This window comes from Micromonospora sp. NPDC004336 (assembly GCF_053602615.1).
This window is the reverse complement of sequence record NZ_JBSGDY010000139.1, coordinates 1-17,217: the sequence shown is the minus strand read 5'-3', so window position 1 is coordinate 17,217 and position 17,217 is coordinate 1. Positions and strand designations below refer to the sequence as shown.

Here is a 17,217-nt window from a genome sequence, read left to right as displayed (position 1 = left end):
GAAGGGATTTCTGTAGTTTGATCTTCCTCTCAGTCAGCGCACCGTTGGCGGCGCGCGCGCGACCGGCGGGCGCCCGCCCTGCGGCGGGACGGGGTGATGCGGCGGCTGTCCGCCCTGCGGCGGGGCCGGATGGAACGGCGGCAGCGCGGCGTAGCCGGGGTGCAGCGTGACCTGCCGGGCGAGCTGGTCGGTCAGCAGCCGTACCCGGGTCAGCGGGTGCTGCGGGAAGTACGGGTCGTGGTGCCGGTCGTCGGCGACGTGCGACGGCAACCCGCCCTCGACGTCCGCACCGTACGGATGGGGCCGGAAGTAGTTGTCGGGGCCCACCTGCGCCATGACCACCGCCTCCCGCTGGCCGGTCATCCCGCTCTCGACCGCCTGCACCTTCAACACCGCGCTGCACGTCGCCTTCGGCACGATGAAGGTGCCGATGAAAGCCTGGCCGTGCGGCTGGTGGGGGAGCCTGACCTTGATGATCTGGCGCAGCGCCGGCTGGCCGCCGAGGGGCAGGACGTCGGCCTCGATCAGCCCCGCGCCCTTGGCGGCCGTCATGCCCGCCAACAGCCGCCGCAGCGTGTACGGATCCGTCAGCGACGCCGGCAGGTCGGGGACCATGTTGATGAAGTTCGCCTGGATGACGATCTGCTCGTCGTTGGTCCACGTGTCCTCGGCGACCTGGTTGAATCCGGCGAAGAGGAAGTGCTGGAAAGGATGCACGGGCGCCGATCGTACTGGACGGGGTGGACGGTGGGCCGGTCCCGCGCTCGGCACGCTCACCCGCTCGCGGGTCCGTCCCCCGGGTCCCCGGCGACGGCGGAGCGCGTCAGCCGCCAGTACTGCCGCCTGTGCTCGTCGCGGACCACCACCCCACAGCGGGCCAGTTCGCCGCGCAGCTCCCGCGCCTCGCCGCCCCGGTCGTCGTCGAGCGCCCGCTGCCGGGCCCGCAGCAGCGCGTCCGCGCCGGCCGGCAGGCCGGGCAGCCCCGGCACCCACCGCCGGTACGCGTCCCGGTGCGGGTCGGCCTCCGCCCACGGCCAGCCGTGCGCGCGGAAGGCCGCCCGCAGCCGGTCGGCGGCCAGGTCCGACTTCTCCCGGGCCAGCTCGTCGTCGTCCGGGCCGAGCAGCACCAGCTCCTTGCCGTCGACGAACACCACGCGCACCTCCCGACGCGTGACCTCCCGGCGCCTGCCGTCGCGGCGCAGCCCCACCCGTTCGGCGTCGACGGTGACGGCGAGCCGCTCGGCGGTGCCGATGGCGGCGACCACCATGCCGCCCAGCGCGCCGACGGCCATCCCGCCGATGCCGGCCCGCGCGTCGGGCAGCCCGGCGACGAACTCGAGCAGGTCCCGCGCCGGGACCCAGGGCAGCCCGGCGAGCCACCCCGCGCCTGCGGCGAGCAGCCACCCGGCGCCCGCGCCGAGCACCGGGAAGCCGCCCCAGAGCAGCGCCAGTTCCGCCGCGCCGCCGTCGACGACGGTGGGAGCGCCGTACCCGTCCACCGTCACGACACCTCGCGGCGCAGGGTGCGGACCAGGCCGGCGACCAGTGGAACGACCAGCCAGACCAGCAGCGACACCGCGAGCCGTCCCCACTGCCCGGCGGTGACGTCGGGCGTCAACAGGGGTTCCATGGTGCGGCCGGTGTCCAGCCAGCCCGCCGGCCGCTCCAGCGGCCGGATGATCCCGCCGAGGACCGACCAGAGGGTCGGCAGCAGCAGGTAGCCGACGATCGCCAGCGGCGTGTTGAGCAGCAGCAGGCCGAAGCCGGCGCCCATCAGCACGTTGGCCACCTGGAACACGGCCGCGTGCAGCAGCAGCGTCCCCTCGAAGCGCCAGGTGCCCGCGCCGCCGGTCGCGCCGGCGACCACCGTCCCGACGGCGGCCAGGGCGAGGCAGACCAGCACCGAGGCCAGGGCGGTAAGCACCGTCGCGGCCAGCTTGGCGGCGATCACCCGCCCCCGGCGGGGCACCAGGGCGAACGTGGTGAGCGCGCTGCGCTGCGACCACTCGCCGGTGATCGACAGGATGCCGAGCACCGGCAGCAGCACCCCGACCGGCAGCAGCGTCGGCAGGAACAGGTTGGCGAGGTCCTGGTCGGCGTCGGGCGCCCAGATCAACTGGACGACCACGAGGGCGGCGGCGAGCAGCCCGATGCTGATCAGCAGCCACAGCCCGGCCCGGGTGTCGACGAGCTTGCGCAGCTCGACGCCGGTGAGCCGCGGCAGCGACGGCCGGCGCGCCTCCGGCCGGCGGTGCGGCGCGGCGGTGGACGAGGTGACGGTGGTGGTGGTCATCGGACGGCCTCCCGGGTCGACGCGCCGGCGGTCAGGGTGAGGAAGAGCTGCTCCAGGCCGCCACTGCCGGCCGGGCGCAGCTCGGTGAGGGCGACGCCGGCGTCGGCGGCGGCCTGCCCGACCGCCTCGGCGTCGGCGCGGACCAGCAGCCCGTCGGTGCCCTCGGTGACCGGCAGCCCGGCCCGGTGCAGCGCGCCGCGCAGGGCCGCCGCGTCCCGCGCCCGGACCAGGGTGCCGCCGCCGGCCAGCAGCTCGTCCTTGTCGCCCTGGGCCACGATCCGGCCGCCCCCGATGACCACCAGCCGGTCCGCGACCGCCTCCACCTCGCGCAGCAGGTGGGAGGAGAGCAGCACGGTGCCGCCCCGGTCGGCGAAGTCGCGCAGCAGGCCGCGCATCCAGAAGATCCCCTCCGGGTCCAGGCCGTTGGCCGGCTCGTCGAGGATGAGCACGCGCGGGTCGCCCAGCAGCGCGTGCGCCAGGCCGAGCCGCTGCCGCATCCCCAACGAGTACGCCCGGATCCGGCGCTTCGCCGCGACCGGGTTGAGCCCGACCAGGTCGAGCGTGGCGGCCACCCGCCGGTGCTCCACGCCCATCGTCGCGGCGGCGACGGCCAGCGCCTCCCGACCGGTGCGCCCGGCGTGCTGCGCCGAGGCGTCCAGGAGCACGCCGACCTCTCGGCCCGGGTTGGGCAGCTCCCGGTAGGACCGGCCGCCGACGGTGGCACCGCCGCCGCTGGGCGGGGTGAGCCCGCAGATCATCCGCATGGTGGTGGACTTGCCGGCGCCGTTCGGCCCGAGGAAGCCGGTCACGGTGCCCGGCTCGCAGCGGAACGACACGTCGTCGACGGCGGTGTGCCGCCCGTACCGTTTCGTCAGGTGGGTCACGTCGATCATGCCGGTCAGGCTGCCGGTGCCGACCGGTCGCCCGCAGCGGCCGACGGTCTCGCCCGCCGGCGACCTTGGTCGACGCACAGGTGCCGACTTTGGTAGCTGGCCGGAGCCCCGGGCGGCTGCCTAGCATGGCGGCGTGACCAGCGCCGCCGTACCCGATCATCCCTGGCTGCTGCCGGGGGCCCTCGCCGAGCCGGCAGGGCGGGCCCGGCGGACCGCGCGCGACTGGTTGGTCGACAGCCTCTGTTTCCTGGTCGGCCTCGGCTGGGTCCTGCTCGCCACGGGCGACGCGACCTCGTCCGACCCGGAGTTCGCCAGCGCGCTGCCGCAGCCCTGGATGGTCCGGGCCGACGCCCTGGTCGGGCTCGTCTGCTGCGCGCTGCTCTGGGTGCGGCGCCGGTGGCCGCTCGGGCTCGCCGTCGCGACCCTGCCGCTGACCGGGTTCTCGATGGCGGCGGCGATTCCGCTTCTGATCATCTACTTCACCGCCGTGGTGCACCGCCGCACGGCCGTGGCGCTGGCGTTGACCGCCGCCGGGCTGGTCACCAACTTCGCGTTCAGCTATACGCGCCCGGATCCTCAGCTGTCGTACTGGGAGACGACCGCGTGGGGGGTGGTGCTCAGTCTCTCCGTGCTGGCGTGGGGGATGTTCGTCCGGGCGCGGCGGCAGCTCGTCGTGTCGCTGCGGGAGCGCGCCGAGCGGGCCGAGGCGGAGCAGCAGCTGCGGGTCACCCAGGCCCGGCACCTGGAGCGCACCCGCATCGCCCGGGAGATGCACGACGTGCTGGCGCACCGCATCTCGCTGCTCAGCCTGCACGCGGGCGCGCTGGAGTTCCGGCCGGACGCGCCACCGGAGGAGATCGCGAAGGCGGCCGGGGTGATCCGGGGCAGCGCCCACGCCGCGTTGCAGGACCTGCGCGAGGTGATCGGGGTGCTCCGCGCCGAGCCGGCCGCCGTGGCGGACCCGGAACGCCCGCAGCCCACGCTCGGCGACCTGCCCGCGCTCATCGAGGAGTCCCGGGCGGCCGGGGTCCGGGTGGGCGTCCGCGACATGGTCGCCGCGGCGGAGCGGGTGCCCGCGGCGGTGGGCCGCAGCGTCTACCGGATCGTGCAGGAGGGGCTGACCAACGCCCGCAAGCACGCCGCCGGGGCCTCGGTCGCCGTCGACGTGGCGGGCGGCCCGGGCGACGGGCTGACCGTGGAGATCCGCAACCGCTGGCCGGTCGGTGGCGTCGCCGCCCCGGAGATCCCCGGCGCCGGCACGGGCCTGGTCGGCATCGCCGAGCGGGTCAGCCTGGCCGGCGGCCGGTTGGAGTACGGGCGGGACGACGCGGGCGACTTCCGGCTCGCCGCGTGGCTGCCGTGGCCGGCGTGACCGGCCCGGCGGCGGCCGGGCCGGCGGGCGCTCCCGAGGAGCCGGTGCGGGTGCTGATCGTCGACGACGACGCGCTCGTCCGGGCCGGCCTGTCGATGATCCTCGGCGGCGTGCCGGACCTGCTCGTGGTCGGCGAGGCCGCCGACGGCAGCGAGGTCCCCGCCGCCGTCGCCGCGTACGCGCCGGACGTGGTGCTGATGGACATCCGGATGCCCCGGCTCGACGGGCTCGCCGCCACCGAGGCGCTGCGGGCCGGGGCCGACCCGCCGGAGGTGCTGGTGCTGACCACCTTCGACGCCGACGAGCAGGTGCTCCGGGCGCTGCGGGCGGGCGCCGGCGGCTTCCTGCTCAAGGACACCCCGCCCGCCGAGATCGTGCGGGCGGTGCGCCGCGTGGCGGCGGGTGAGGCCACCCTCTCCCCGGGGGTGACCCGCCGGCTGATCGACCACGTGACGGCCCCGGGCACGGCGGCCGGCCCCGACCCGCGCCGGGAGCGGGCGCTGCGGCGGCTCGCCGGGCTCAGCGAGCGCGAGCGCGAGGTCGCCGTCGCGCTGGGGCGGGGCCGGACCAACGCCGAGATCGCCGGCGAGCTGTTCATGAGCGTCGCGACGGTGAAGGCGTACGTGTCGCGGCTGCTGGTGAAGCTCGAACTGAACAACCGCGTCCAGGTGGCCCTGCTGGTGCACGACGCCGGCCTGGTCTGAGCCGCGCGGCCTGTTCCGGCTCCGGGCCCGCCCGGATCGCGGCGGATTGAACCGTCCGGCCGCGCGGGCCGTACCAGTTGCCGAGGATGCGGTGCGGCGGGTCGGCCGCGCCGCTGCCGGAGCCGCGGGAGGCCTGCCGTGCGAGTTGGTGAGCAGTCGACGGATCCCATCGACCAGATCCTGGGCGAGGTGCCGGTGCCGGCGTCGTTGACCCCGGAGGACGTCCGGCTCGCGGTCCGGGCGGTGGTGGTGCACGCCGCCGAGGAGTGGCCGGCCGGTCCGCTGTGCCGCAACGACGGCGCGACGTACCCCTGCCGGCTGCACCGCTGGGGGCGGCGGGTACTGGAGCGGCACGGGCTCAACGGGCGGCAGGTCGACGCCCTGGTCCGGCACGGCAATCCCTTCGTGCACGTGCCCTTCCCGTTCCGGGTGACCGGCTCCGCACCGCCCGTTGAGAGCGGTCCGGCCGCTCACCGGGCGGGCGCGCGGCCCGCCGTCCGGCCCGCCGGCCCCGGCCGGCCGGTGGCTCCCCCCGCCACCGCGCCGCGCTGGCCCCGGGCGAGCTGAGCGGAGGTACGCCCGCTCGCGGCACCCGGGGCAGCGCGCGACGGAATCAGTCGTTGCCGGCGCCGATCCCGCAGTCCGGCGCGGACCAGTCGGTGGTGTTGGGCGTGCGGTCGCTGTCGTTCTCCCGGCGCGAGTCCACGTGCACGTGGTCGTCGTGGTCGGGGTAGCCCGGCCCGTAGATCCCGCTGAAGCCCCGGTTGCGGGCGTCCCGGGCCAGCTGGCAGAGCGACTTGCTGCGCGAGTACACGTCGGCGGCGTTGCCGTAGAGGTGCTGGCTGTCCGACGCCCCGCCGACCTGACTGTTGCAGGCGCGGCTGCGGAAGCCGCTGCTGACGTAGAGCGGGTCGTCGCCGAGGCCGCGCCGCATCGCCTCCAGCTTCCACATGGTGCGCAGGGCGTTCTGCCGGGTCTGCGTGGTGGAGAGCGGGCCGCCGGTCCACCCGCCGCGACCGCAGCCGTCGTCCAGCTCCCGGAAGCTGAAGTGTTTCGGGGTGCAGTCGTTGTCCTGGAGTTCGTAGAGCTTGGCGTAGGTCTGCGGCCCCGCGACGCCGTCGGCGCGCAGCCCGTACGCCGACTGGAACCGCCGGACCGCGGCGGCGGTCTTCGGGCCGAAGCGACCGTCGTTCTCCACGATGTCCCGGTAGCCGGCCCAGCCGGCGACCCGGATCTGCAGTTGACGGACGTCGTCGCCGGAGCGCCCCTGGTAAAGGTTGCGCTTCCACGTGTAGCAGCCGTCGGCATGGGCCGCTGGCGCGGCGACCACCGTGGCGATCGCGGCTCCCGGAATCGCCAGGGCGAATGCGACGGCCGCTCGTTTCAGGGTGTTTACGCGCACAGAAGTCCTCCCGATAGGAGTGCGATTGGGGTGGCCTCCGGGACATCGACCGGGACGTCCCGCGCTTTCCACCCTGGCACCCGGGTGGCCCTTTCGCGGCAATTAACGAGAATTGTCCTCACGATTGGCCGTTCCTGGGTCCCGCCTGGGAATCGGCCCCGTTTGCGAACCGCCCATTCCCGGCGAACGGGCCGCAGGAAAGCGGGAACGGCGCGGAAAGTCCCAGGTCGCCACAGCCGGGGTGATGTTCCCGGTGCGGTCGGGGGCGGTAACGTCAGCGCCGGCGGGAACGGGGGAGGAGGCCGACGTGGCGCGCGGTGGCGTCTTCTGCGTCGAGGGCCAGTGGCACCGTGACCTCAACGAGCGCGGCTCCGTCCTGCCCACCCTCGAGTTGCTCGAACGGCTCGGGAAGATCCGTTTCATCCACAAGGACGCGGCGACCCGCGACGAGCTGTTCTACTTCGTCGACCGCTGGCTGCTGAAGCAGTACGCCGACCACCGCGTCGGCTTCTTCGCGATGCACGGCGAACCGAGCCGGCTCTGCCTCACCGACTGGGAGTCCGTCGAACTCGCCGACGTCGCCGAGCTGATGGCCGGCCGCTGCGAGGGCCGGCGACTCTATTTCGGCAGCTGCTCGGTGCTGCGCGCCTCCGACGCCGCGTTGCGGGGCTTCCTGGACGCCACCGGGGCCGCGCTGATCTGCGGCTTCACCCGGGAGGTGGACTGGGTGGAGTCGGCCGCCTTCGAGACCGTGCTGCTCGACGTGCTCGCCAACGGCCAGCGGCACAACGCCGCCGAACTGCGGATGGGCTCGGCGCACTGGGCGCCGCTGGCGTCGTACCTCGGCTTCCGGATCATCTACGCCAACGGCCGCGCGTGGCGGCCCTCGGTCCGCCCGCGGGTCCCCGCGCAGCCCGCCGCCCGCCGCGCCGCGCCGCGCCCGCGTTGACCGGCTGGTAGAAACGGGTGATGGCACGCAGCATCGCGACGAACACCCGGGTCGGCAGGGCCGAGCTGATCGAGTTCCTCCGGCCCCGGCACCGGGTGGTGCTGATGACCACCCGCGCCGACGGCCGGCCGCAGTCCTCCCCGGTCTCCGCCGGCATGGACGGCGAGGGGCGGCTGGTCGTCTCCACCTATCCCGAGCGGGCGAAGGTCGCCAACATCCGCCGTGACCCCAGGGTCTCCGCCTGCGTGCTCTCCGACGACTGGAACGGGCCCTGGGTGCAGGTCGACGGCACCGCGGAGGTGCTCGACCTGCCGGAGGCGCTGGAGCCCCTGGTGGACTACTTCCGCCGCATCTCCGGGGAGCACCCGGACTGGGACGAGTACCGGGCGGCGATGGTCCGCCAGGGCAAGTCGCTGATCCGGGTCACGATCGACGCCTGGGGGCCGATCGCCACCGGCGGCTTCCCCGCCCGCCTGGCCGACTGACGGCCGCCGCCCGCCCCGGTGGGTCCCGCCGCGCCGGCCGGCGGTGTCAGTACGCGGCGGTGAACCGCGCGTTCTCGTGGCGCGGGTTCTCGATCTCGTCGACGATCGCCACCGCCAGGTCCTCGTAGCTGAGCACCGAGCGGCCCTCGTGGTCGGTGACCGGCTGGTCGCCGCCGGTGCGGTAGTGCCCGGTGCGCTCGCCCGGATGGAACTCCAGCGGCGGCGGGGAGACGTACGTCCAGGTCACCCCGTCGGCCGAGGAGCGGTAGAAGTCGAGGGCGTCGGCCTGGCCCTGCGCGGCGTCGCGGTACTCGTCGGGAAAGTCCGGCTCGTCGAGATTGCGGGTGCCCTTCGGGGTCAGCAGCGTCGACCCGCCGCCGACGTGGATGATCCGGGGCGCGGCGGGCATCCCCCGCAGCGCGCCGACCAGGGTCCGCGCCGCGTCGAGCCAGAGGTCGCGCTCGCCGCCGCCGATCGCCACCACCATCACGTCGGTGTCCGGCGCCAGCTCCCGCACGCTCCGCTCGCTGGTGGCGTCGCCGGTGACCACCTTGACCGCCGACGGCAGGTAGGAGGTGGCCTCCGGGCGGCGCACCGCCGCGGTGACCCGGTGCCCCCGGTCGACCGCCTCGGCGGTGATCCGCGAGCCCGCGGTGCCGCCCGCCCCGAACACGACGATGTTGCCCATGACCGCCTCCGCCCCGTCCGGCCGGGCCGGTGGCCGTCTGCCCCTCCACCCGCCGGCTTGCCGTCCGCCTCCCAGGTTATGGACCGGCCGGCCCGGCCGGTGCGGTAACCGGCGATCCGACGGGCCCGGCCCGGGGCGGTCCGCGCCGCGCAGCCCTCCGGGGCGGTCCGCACCGCGCAGCCCTCCGGGGCGTCCGGCACCGCGCAGCCCTGCGGGGCGGTCCGGCGCCGCGCGGCCCGGGACGGTCCGCCCGCCGGCCCGGCGGCTCAGTCGACCAGGGCCGAGTAGACGAGCTGGCGCAGCTGCGGCCGGAGCGGATGGGTGCTCGACGGCATGAGCTGGGTGAAGAGCAGCGCGGTGATCTCCTCCACCGGGTCCACCCAGAACGCCGTGCTCGCCACGCCGCCCCAGTAGTACTCGCCGACGCTGCTCGGCACCCGGCTCGGCACCGGGTCGTCGACGACGGCGAAGCCCAGCCCGAAGCCGATCCCCTCCAGGGTGGTCTCGGCGAAGCCGCCGGCGGAGAGCGTCTCCAGGTCGCTCCCGCCGGGCAGGTGGTTGCGGGTCATGAACCGCACGGTGCGCGGCGCCAGCAGGCGCGCCCCGTCCAGCTCGCCGCCGCGCAGCAGCATCTGGGTGAACCGGTGGTAGTCGGCGGCCGTGGAGAGCAGGCCGCCGCCGCCGGAGAGCAGGCGCGGCTTCTCGTACGCCAGGGCGCCCAGCCGGTCGAAGCGGACCGCGCGGCCGGTGCGGGGGTCGGGCGCGTAGAGCGCGGCCAGCCGGTCGGCGGCCCCGCCCTCGGCCCACCAGTGGGTGTCGGTCATGCCCAGCGGGCGGAGGATCCGGTCGGCGAAGAAGGCGTCCAGGCTCTGCCCCGAGACCACCTCGACCAGCCGGCCGAGCACGTCCGTGGCGACCGAGTAGCCCCAGGCGGTGCCGGGCTGGAACAGCAGGGGCAACTCGCCGAACGCCTGGCAGGCGGTCGCCAGGTCGACGTCCGCCGGCGGATAGAGGTCGTAGCCGGCGGCCCGGTAGATGGTGTCGACCACCGACGTCTGCATGAAGCCGTACGTCAGGCCGGCGGTGTGGGTGAGCAGGTGCCAGACCCGGATCGGCTCGATCGCCGGCACCGTGTACGGCTTGAGGGCGGAGCCCTTCGAGAAGACCCGCACGTCGGCGAACTCGGGCAGCCAGCGGCTGATCTCGTCGGTCAGCTGGAAGCGGCCCTCCTCCCAGAGCATCATCGCGGCGACGGAGGTGACCGGCTTGGTCATCGAGTAGATCCGCCAGAGCGTGTCCGCCTCGACGGGCGCCCCCGCCTCGACGTCGCGCAGCCCGTACGTGGACGCGTGGGCGATCTCGCCGCGCCGGGTGACGACCACCTGCCAGCCGGCCAGCCGGCCGTCGTCGACGTACCTGCCGAAGTGCTCGTCGATCCGCGCCAGCCGCGCCGGGTCGAAGCCGATCTGGTCCGGGTCGATGCTGCGTGCCACGCTCACCCCGCCGAAACTACAAGCCGGGGCGGCACGCGCATAGGGCCGCCCGCCACACATGTCCCACCCCGCAAGTAGCCTGGTCCGATGCCCGAGCTGACCGAGGACGCGACGTTCCGCAACGAGGACTGGTACGCCGAGGAGCTGGTGGAGCGGCACTTCGTCCGCTGCTCCTTCTTCGACGTCGACCTCAGCGAGGCGGTCAGCCGGGGCGCGGTCTTCGACGGGTGCACCTTCGGCAACGTGCGGTTCAACGCCTCCCGGCACACGGCCTCGGCCTTCACCCGGTGCGCCTTCGTCCGGTGCAACCTCTTCGAGGCCGAGTTCACCGGCTGCAAGCTGGTGGGCAGCACCTTCGCGCAGTGCGACCTGCGGCCGCTGACGGTCTCCGGCGGCGACTGGTCGTTCGTCGCGCTGCCGGGCGCCGACCTGCGCGGGGTGCGGATCACCGACGTCCGGATGCGGGAGGCCGACCTCACCAAGGCCAACCTGACCGGCGCCACGGTCACCGGGGTGGACCTGTCGGCCGCGCAGCTGCACCACGCCAAGCTCTCCCGTGCCGACCTGCGCGGCAGCGACCTGACCGCGCTCGACCCGACGGCCGTGGAGCGGGCGGGCGCGATCGTCGACGCCGGGCAGGCGGTGCTGATCGCCCAGGCGCTCGGCTTCGAGATCCGCTGAGAAAGCCGCCGCCGGTTGTCAGGTTTCCCTGCCAGAGTGGCCGGCATGGCATGGTGGTCAGATCTCGTGGCGGAGCAGCCGGAGTTCGCCGAGCGGGTGCGCGCCCGCTTCGCGGTGCGCAAGCACGGCACGATGGCGACGCTGCGCCGCGACGGCTCGCCGCGGATCAGCGGCACCGAGTTCGACTTCGGCCCCGACCAGCTGCGGCTGGGGAGCATGGCCGGCGCGCTCAAGGCCCTCGACCTGCGCCGTGACCCGCGGGTGGCGCTGCACTGCCCGACCGAGGATCCGCCCGAGGGCGACCCACGGTCCTGGGCCGGCGACGCGAAGATCGCCGGCCTGGCGCACGAGGAGCCCCCCGGTGACGACGGCTCGCACCGGTTCCGGATCGAGCTGACCGAGGTGGTGCTGACCAGGGTCGGCGACCCGGCGGACCACCTTCTCATCGAGAGCTGGCACCCGGGTCGCGGGCTGCGCCGCCGTCGCCGGCACTGAAGCCGCACGGCTGCGGCCGGCGCGAGCGGGAGCGGCCGCCGCCCCCGCGCCGGCCCGTCGGGCAGGGGAGACCCGACCCGCAACCGCTGCCGCGTCGACCGCCGGCGCGCGGGCGGAGGTCCCGCGTTCGTCCGGGCGCGCGGGCGGCGGTGGCCCGGCGGGGGTCCGGCGTTCGTCCGGGCGCGCGGGCGGCGGCCCGGCGGGGGTCCGGCGTTCGTCCGGCGCGCGGGCGGCGGCGGCCCGGCGGTGGTCCGGCGGTGGTCCGGCGTTCGTCCGGCGGGCGGGCGGGCCCCGGAGTAGCGTGGGCGCGACGAGGAGCGCGGGCGAAGGGGAGGGCCATGACGTCGAGCGAGCAGGTGCTGGACAGCCCGCAGGGCTGGGTGGCCGACCACATCCGGCGGTACGTCGAGACCGACGGCGCCGAGGGGCACGAGTGGCGGCCCGGGGTCTGCACGCTGCTGCTGACCACCCGTGGCCGGCGCAGTGGCAAGCTGCGCCGCACCGCGCTCATCTACGGCCGCGACGGCGACGCCTACCTGGTGGTCGCCTCGCAGGGCGGCGACCCGAAGCACCCGGCCTGGTATCTGAACCTGCTCGACGAGCCGTCGGTGGAGGTGCAGGTCGGCGCCGAGCGGTTCACGGCGCGGGCGCGTACCGCGACGGCCGAGGAGAAGCCGCGGATGTGGTCCACGATGGCCGCCATCTGGCCCGCGTACGACGAATACCAGGCGAAGACCGACCGGCAGATCCCCGTCGTCGTGCTCGAACGCGGCTGACCGGGAGCGGCCGGTCGCCGCCACCCCCGGCGACGGCACGACCCCGGCGACGGCGCGACCCCGCGGGACGGGGCCGCCGACCCCGGTCGTTCCCCCGCGCGGGGGAACCGGTCCACCCTCGGCGGGGAGCCGGCGCGCCGCGTACGACGGCAGCGTGGGGGCATGACCAGCACGCTGCCGGCACCGGCCCCGCCCCGACCCGCCACCCACCCCCGCCGTCCGGCCCTGCCGTACGCCGTGATCGCCTGGGCCCTCGCCTACGGCGCGGTGCGGCTGCACTGGGCCCTGACCGGCGCGCCGGAGTTCCCGCCGCTCGACACGGACCTCGTGGTCTTCACCGGCTGGTGGGCGGTGGCGCTCTGCGCCGCCGCCGGCCTGGTCGGCGCGGGGCTCGCCGCCGCCCGCTCCTGGCGACCGGCGCTGGCCGCGGCCGGCTGGCTGGTCTGCGCGGCGCTGCTGCTCTCCTGCGCGCTGCTGCTGCTCGACGTGGTCGGGCTGCTGATCCTCGACCCGGGCGCGGCGTTCCATCCGGGCGCCCTGCTCAGCCGCCTCGCCTGCCTGGCCGGGGCCGCGCTGCTGCACGCGGCGGTCCTCGGGCACCGGCGTCGGCTGCACGGCGACTGCCGCCGGTGCGGCCGGGCGGGCCCGGTACGCGCCGCGACGTCGACGGTGCCCACCTGGGCGCGGGTGGCGGCCTGGGCGGCGGTGGCCGGCTGCCTGCTGCGGCTGGCGGCCCAGGTGTGGATCGGCTTCGAGGACATGTCGCTCGGCCAGAGCGCGTCGATGATCGCCTTCGAGGTCGGCTTCCTGCTCGCCGGGGTGCTGCTGCCGCTGGCCCTGGTGCACTCCTGGGGCGTGGTCTGGCCCGGGTGGGTGCCGCTGCTGGCCGGCCGGCGGGTCCCCCGGCTGCTGCTCCTCGTCCCCGCGGCGCTGCTCTCCGTCGGCCTGGTCTGCTACTTCGCGGTCGGCCTCGCCCAGCTCACCGTCGAGACGGTCACCGGCACGTTCGACCCGGGCGACGGCCGCTACCCGCTGGCGTTCTTCTGGATCGCCGAGCCGGCGTACTGGCTGTGGGGTTGGGGGCTCGGCGTCGCCGCGATCGGCCACCACCTGCGCACCCGGCGCCCGTGCCGGGGCTGCGGCCGCTGACCCGGGGACAGTTTGTCCGTCGCGCCGCGTCCGGCGTGCCGTAACTTCCTGCTGTCCACGCCCGACAATCCTCTGTGGAGGCACGTCCGATGAGCAGCACCGCCACCCGCACCGTCCGTCCGACCGGCCCCCGGGGCGCCGGGGAGCCGTCCGGGGAGGTGCTCCGGGAGATCCCGCTGCCGCCGTACGTCACCGCCGAGGACGCGCAGTTCGCCGTCCGGGCGGTCGTGGTGCACGCGCCCCGGCGCTGGTCCGGCGGCACGGTCTGCCGCAACGACGCCAGCCCGCACCCGTGCCGGCTGCACCGCTGGGGCACCCGGGTGCTCGCGCAGCGCGGCCTGCGGCCCGCCGACATCGCCGCGCTGATCGCGGGCGGCGACCCGACCGCCGAGCCGCCGCACCGCCCGGGTGCCTGAGCGCCGGCGGGGCCCTCGCACCGGGCCCCGCCGGCCCGTCAGCAGGCGACGGGCTTCACCCAGGAGCACTCCAGGCCCTCGGGGACCCGGGGCGCGTCGGGCGCCGTCGGGGGCGCGACGCGCGCCGCGGTCGCGCCCTTCTCCGTGTACGAGGCGAGCGCGATCGCGATCTGGTCCTCCAGCCCCTTCACCGACGAGACCAGGTAGTTGTTGAGCAGGATCGAGAAGGCCAGCACCCGCCCGTCGGCGTCGGTGACGTAGCCGGAGAGGCCGGAGACGCCGGTCAGGCTGCCGGTCTTGGCGCGCACGTTGCCGGCCGCCGGGGTGCCACGCATCCGGCTGCGCAGCGTGCCGCCGACGAAGCGGTCCGGGTCCCCGGCGACCGGCAGGGCCGCGTACCAGGTGTCGAACCAGGGCTCGGCGCGGACGGCGGTGAGCAGGTCCACGAACTCGTCGGCCGGGATCAGGTTGCGCCGCGAGAGCCCGGAACCGTCCCGCTGCCGCAGGCTGCCGGTGTCCATCCCGGCGTCGGCGACGTACTCGCTGATCGCCGCCAGCCCGGCCGACCAGGTGCCGGCGCCGGTGAGCATCCGGCCGATCTCCTTGGTCAGCACCTCGGCGTGGCCGTTGTTGGAGAGCTTGAGGAACGGCACCATCAACTTGGCCAGGGGCATCGACTCGTGTCGCGCCACCTCGGCGGCCTCCTCCGGGGTGGCCTGGCCCAGCACGGTCCGGCCGAGCACCCGCACGCCGTGCTTGCGCAGGGCCGCGCGGAAGACGTCGGCGGCGTAGCCGGTGGGCTCCCAGACGGTGACCCAGTCGCTCGCCGGCTGGCCGCCCAGGGCGATCTGCCCGGTGACGACGACCGTGTTGCCGCCGTGCGCGCGCTCGAAGGAGATCGAGGTCTCCCCGGCGGCGACCGTCTGCGCCCGGTTGTCGATCTTCAGGTATCCGGTGGCCGGGGTGGTCGTGACGACCGGGCGGGCGCCCGCGCTCGCGCCGGGGGCGGCCTGCACGATGACGGTGCCCGCGTCGTAGTCCGTGTCGGGCGCCACGGTCAGGGCGGAGACCTGCGCCGCGTAGTAGTAGGGCTCGTCGTCCCAGGTCCAGTCGGGGCCGAGGCGGGTGCTGTCGTAGCGGGTGTCGTCGGCGACCAGGTTGCCGGTCACCACCCGGACGCCCCTGGCGGCGACCTGCGCGGCCAGCGCGTCGTAGTCGGCGGCGAGCATGGTCGGGTCGCCGCCGCCGCGCAGGTAGAGGTCGCCGGAGACGAGCCCCGCGCGGCGGGATCCGGTGGAGCGCACCTCGGTGCTGAAGCGGTGGCCCGGCCCGAGCAGCTCCAGCGCCGCGGCCGCGGTCAGCAGCTTGGTGTTGGAGGCGGGCACCAGCCGGCGGTCGCCGTTGCGGTGGTAGACGCTCTCGCCGGTGGCGGCGTCCTTCACGACCACCGACGCCTGCGCCCCGGCCAGCCGGGAGTCGGCGAGGATCGCGTCGATCGTGGCGTTGAGTCGGGTCGCCGCGGGGGTCGGTGACTCGGCGGTGGCGGTCGGGGCGCCGGCCGTGGCGGCGGCGACCACCAGCGCGGCCAGCGCGAGCGACCGGGGGAAGAGACGACGATGCATGCGCTGATGCTGCCACGGAGATATCTGCCAGAGAAGACCGGCAAGCGAAAGAAATTTCCGTTCGTGTTCGCGGCGTGTGAGCGGCGAGACGCCGGGGAGCGGGCAGGCGGGCGGGGCGACCGTTGTTGCACCCGGTATGGACGAGCGCTCCGTCGACGTGCTGGTGATCGGGGCCGGGCAGGCCGGCCTCTCCGCCGGCTACCACCTGCGCCGCGCGGGCTTCGCCCCCGGTGACGGCTTCGTGATCCTCGACGCGGACGACGGGCCGGGCGGGGCGTGGCGGCACCGCTGGCCCACGCTGCGGCTCGACCGCGTGCACGGCTTCCACGACCTGCCCGGCCTGCCGTTCCCGGCGGCGGGGCCCGACCGGCCGGCGGCCGAGGTGGTCAGCGCCTACTTCGCCGCCTACGAGCGCGAGTACGCCCTGCCCGTGCGGCGGCCGGTCCGCGTCCACGCGGTGCGCGACCGGCCCGACGGCCGGCTGGACGTCCTGACCGACCGGGGCGACTGGTCCGCCCGGGCCCTGGTCAACGCCACCGGCACCTGGACCCGGCCGTTCTGGCCGCACTACCCGGGCCGGTCGAGCTTCCGTGGCCGCCAGCTGCACACCGCCGACTACCGGGGACCGGCGGAGTTCGCCGGCCGACGGGTCGTGGTGGTCGGCGGCGGTACGTCCGCCGTCCAACTGCTCGCCGAGGTCTCCACCGTCGCGGCCGGCACCACCTGGGTGACCCGGCGCCCGCCCGACTTCCGGGACGAGGAGTTCACCCCCGAGCGGGGGCGCGCGGCGGTGGCGCTGGTCGACGCGGCGGTCCGCGCCGGCCGCCCACCGGCCAGCGTGGTCGGCGTGACCGGGCTGCCGCTCACGCCGGAACTGCGCCGGCTGCGCGAGCGCGGCGTACTGGACCGGTTACCCGTGTTCGACCGGATCACGCCCGACGGGGTGGCCTGGGACGACGGCGGGTTCGTGCCCGCGGACGTGATCCTCTGGTGCACCGGCTTCCGGGCCGCGCTGGACCACCTCGCGCCGCTGCGGCTGCGCGCCCCCGGCGGCGGTATCACCATGGACGGCACCCGGGTGGTCGCCGACGAGCGGATTCACCTGATCGGGTACGGCCCGTCGGCGAGCACCGTCGGCGCCAACCGGGCCGGGCGCGCGGCGGCACGCGACATCCGCGCCCGGCTGGCGCCGACCGCCGCCCGGCACTGACCCCGCTCTATTTGACGGATGCCCCGGCAGGGGGCAACGTAGGCCGTGAAGGGGGCCCTCTGCGGCCCCGACCTGCGACGGCGACGTGTGTCGCCCTTCCGTCGCCTCCGCCGTGCGCCAGCGGCCGGCCGAGCCCGGCCCCGCGCCGCGAATCCGAGAATCCACGAGGAGACTCCGCCATGCTCACCATGACCGACAACGCCGTGCTGGTCATCCGCGACCTCGCCAACCAGCAGGACGTCGCCGAGGACGGCGGAGTGCGGATCGCCGCCGACACCGAGGCCGGCTCGCTCACCGTCGAGCTGGTCGCCGAACCGGTCGAGGGCGACCACGTGGTCGACAACCAGGGCGCCCGGATCTTCCTGGACTCCGACGCCGCCGAACTGCTCGGCGACGCCTCCGTCGACGCGAGCGTCGACGACGAGGGCATCGTGCAGTTCGGGTTCACCGAGAAGCAGTGAGCGCCAAGCCGGCGCGCCCGCCGAGCAGCTGACCCTCCTCGACCGGCTGGCGACCGCCGTACGGCTACGGCCAGGTCCTGGCCGGGCACTGCGACGGCCTGTTCGCCCGGGCCCTGTCCCAATACCGG

20 protein-coding genes are annotated in these 17,217 nt (G+C 75.4%); 12 read left to right on the top strand and 8 right to left on the bottom strand.

Translation table 11 applies throughout. The annotated features are described in order from the left end of the window. Nucleotides 1-33 precede the first annotated feature (33 nt). Genes ACWENR_RS23610 through ACWENR_RS23595 form a run of 4 tightly spaced genes read right to left on the bottom strand, consistent with a single transcriptional unit; the run spans nt 34 to nt 3,186 of the window. A complete protein-coding gene (locus tag ACWENR_RS23610; RefSeq protein ID WP_452279149.1) occupies nt 34-717 on the bottom strand; it encodes a hypothetical protein in 684 nt (227 codons plus the stop codon). 56 nt (nt 718-773) lie between these two features. Next, nucleotides 774-1,499: a YqeB family protein gene (locus tag ACWENR_RS23605; RefSeq protein WP_452279148.1), complete on the bottom strand. Its 726-nt coding sequence runs from the start codon at nt 1,497-1,499 to the stop codon at nt 774-776. A 2-nt stretch (nt 1,500-1,501) separates the two neighbouring features. Then, nucleotides 1,502-2,293 (bottom strand): ABC transporter permease, encoded by a 792-nt coding sequence (locus ACWENR_RS23600; RefSeq protein WP_452279147.1) that lies wholly within the window; start codon nt 2,291-2,293, stop codon nt 1,502-1,504. Continuing rightward, nucleotides 2,290-3,186, bottom strand: coding sequence for an ABC transporter ATP-binding protein (locus ACWENR_RS23595; RefSeq protein WP_452279146.1), 897 nt, complete (start codon nt 3,184-3,186; stop codon nt 2,290-2,292). Before ACWENR_RS23595 ends, ACWENR_RS23600 begins: the two co-directional genes overlap by 4 nt. A 133-nt stretch (nt 3,187-3,319) precedes the next feature. Here ACWENR_RS23595 and ACWENR_RS23590 point away from each other — a divergent pair, with 133 nt between their 5' ends. The 3 genes from ACWENR_RS23590 to ACWENR_RS23580 all read left to right on the top strand — a co-directional run bounded on the left by ACWENR_RS23590 (nt 3,320) and on the right by ACWENR_RS23580 (nt 5,829). Next, nucleotides 3,320-4,558, top strand: coding sequence for a sensor histidine kinase (locus ACWENR_RS23590; protein ID WP_452279145.1), 1,239 nt, complete (start codon nt 3,320-3,322; stop codon nt 4,556-4,558). After that, entirely contained in the window at nt 4,537-5,262 is a 726-nt protein-coding gene (locus ACWENR_RS23585; protein ID WP_452279144.1) for a response regulator, read from the top strand. Before ACWENR_RS23590 ends, ACWENR_RS23585 begins: the two co-directional genes overlap by 22 nt. A gap of 138 nt (nt 5,263-5,400) precedes the next feature. Then, the gene (locus ACWENR_RS23580; RefSeq protein ID WP_452279143.1) at nt 5,401-5,829 is read left to right on the top strand and encodes a hypothetical protein; all 429 of its coding nucleotides are present in this window, start codon (nt 5,401-5,403) and stop codon (nt 5,827-5,829) included. A gap of 46 nt (nt 5,830-5,875) precedes the next feature. Here the strand turns inward: ACWENR_RS23580 and ACWENR_RS23575 are convergent, their stop codons facing one another. Beyond that, nucleotides 5,876-6,664 carry a D-Ala-D-Ala carboxypeptidase family metallohydrolase gene (locus ACWENR_RS23575; protein ID WP_452279142.1) on the bottom strand — a complete coding sequence of 263 codons (789 nt, stop codon included), beginning with the start codon at nt 6,662-6,664 and terminating at the stop codon, nt 5,876-5,878. Nucleotides 6,665-6,971: 307 nt separating this feature from the next. Between ACWENR_RS23575 and ACWENR_RS23570 the strand changes: the two genes are divergently transcribed. Together ACWENR_RS23570 and ACWENR_RS23565 are read left to right on the top strand one after the other, a co-directional pair. Continuing rightward, nucleotides 6,972-7,613, top strand: a complete 642-nt coding sequence (locus ACWENR_RS23570; protein ID WP_452279141.1) for a DUF6642 family protein — start codon at nt 6,972-6,974, stop codon at nt 7,611-7,613. 20 nt (nt 7,614-7,633) lie between these two features. Then, nucleotides 7,634-8,098, top strand: a complete 465-nt coding sequence (locus ACWENR_RS23565; RefSeq protein WP_452279140.1) for a PPOX class F420-dependent oxidoreductase — start codon at nt 7,634-7,636, stop codon at nt 8,096-8,098. Between the two features lie 46 nt (nt 8,099-8,144). On the opposite strand, the gene ACWENR_RS23560 is transcribed toward ACWENR_RS23565, so the two are convergent. Together ACWENR_RS23560 and ACWENR_RS23555 are read right to left on the bottom strand one after the other, a co-directional pair. After that, nucleotides 8,145-8,786, bottom strand: coding sequence for an NAD(P)-dependent oxidoreductase (locus ACWENR_RS23560; protein WP_452279139.1), 642 nt, complete (start codon nt 8,784-8,786; stop codon nt 8,145-8,147). A 266-nt stretch (nt 8,787-9,052) separates the two neighbouring features. Further along, nucleotides 9,053-10,285 (bottom strand): serine hydrolase domain-containing protein, encoded by a 1,233-nt coding sequence (locus ACWENR_RS23555; RefSeq protein WP_452279138.1) that lies wholly within the window; start codon nt 10,283-10,285, stop codon nt 9,053-9,055. Nucleotides 10,286-10,366: 81 nt separating this feature from the next. Between ACWENR_RS23555 and ACWENR_RS23550 the strand changes: the two genes are divergently transcribed. The 5 genes from ACWENR_RS23550 to ACWENR_RS23530 all read left to right on the top strand — a co-directional run bounded on the left by ACWENR_RS23550 (nt 10,367) and on the right by ACWENR_RS23530 (nt 13,796). Further along, nucleotides 10,367-10,960 (top strand): pentapeptide repeat-containing protein, encoded by a 594-nt coding sequence (locus ACWENR_RS23550; protein WP_452279137.1) that lies wholly within the window; start codon nt 10,367-10,369, stop codon nt 10,958-10,960. Nucleotides 10,961-11,005: 45 nt separating this feature from the next. Beyond that, nucleotides 11,006-11,455 (top strand): pyridoxamine 5'-phosphate oxidase family protein, encoded by a 450-nt coding sequence (locus ACWENR_RS23545; RefSeq protein WP_452279136.1) that lies wholly within the window; start codon nt 11,006-11,008, stop codon nt 11,453-11,455. A 338-nt stretch (nt 11,456-11,793) separates the two neighbouring features. After that, on the top strand, nt 11,794-12,231 hold the full coding sequence (locus ACWENR_RS23540) for a nitroreductase family deazaflavin-dependent oxidoreductase (RefSeq protein ID WP_452279135.1): 438 nt from the start codon (nt 11,794-11,796) through the stop codon (nt 12,229-12,231). 162 nt (nt 12,232-12,393) lie between these two features. Continuing rightward, a complete protein-coding gene (locus ACWENR_RS23535; protein WP_452279134.1) occupies nt 12,394-13,380 on the top strand; it encodes a hypothetical protein in 987 nt (328 codons plus the stop codon). An 89-nt stretch (nt 13,381-13,469) separates the two neighbouring features. Then, the gene (locus ACWENR_RS23530; protein ID WP_452279133.1) at nt 13,470-13,796 is read left to right on the top strand and encodes a hypothetical protein; all 327 of its coding nucleotides are present in this window, start codon (nt 13,470-13,472) and stop codon (nt 13,794-13,796) included. Nucleotides 13,797-13,834: 38 nt separating this feature from the next. Here the strand turns inward: ACWENR_RS23530 and dacB are convergent, their stop codons facing one another. Continuing rightward, complete coding sequence (gene dacB / locus ACWENR_RS23525) at nt 13,835-15,418, bottom strand: D-alanyl-D-alanine carboxypeptidase/D-alanyl-D-alanine endopeptidase (protein WP_452279132.1); 1,584 nt, start codon at nt 15,416-15,418, stop codon at nt 13,835-13,837. Between the two features lie 136 nt (nt 15,419-15,554). Here dacB and ACWENR_RS23520 point away from each other — a divergent pair, with 136 nt between their 5' ends. Together ACWENR_RS23520 and ACWENR_RS23515 are read left to right on the top strand one after the other, a co-directional pair. Then, the gene (locus ACWENR_RS23520; RefSeq protein ID WP_452279131.1) at nt 15,555-16,628 is read left to right on the top strand and encodes an NAD(P)-binding domain-containing protein; all 1,074 of its coding nucleotides are present in this window, start codon (nt 15,555-15,557) and stop codon (nt 16,626-16,628) included. A 179-nt stretch (nt 16,629-16,807) separates the two neighbouring features. Further along, on the top strand, nt 16,808-17,089 hold the full coding sequence (locus ACWENR_RS23515; RefSeq protein ID WP_393111742.1) for an adhesin: 282 nt from the start codon (nt 16,808-16,810) through the stop codon (nt 17,087-17,089). Nucleotides 17,090-17,217 lie beyond the last annotated feature (128 nt).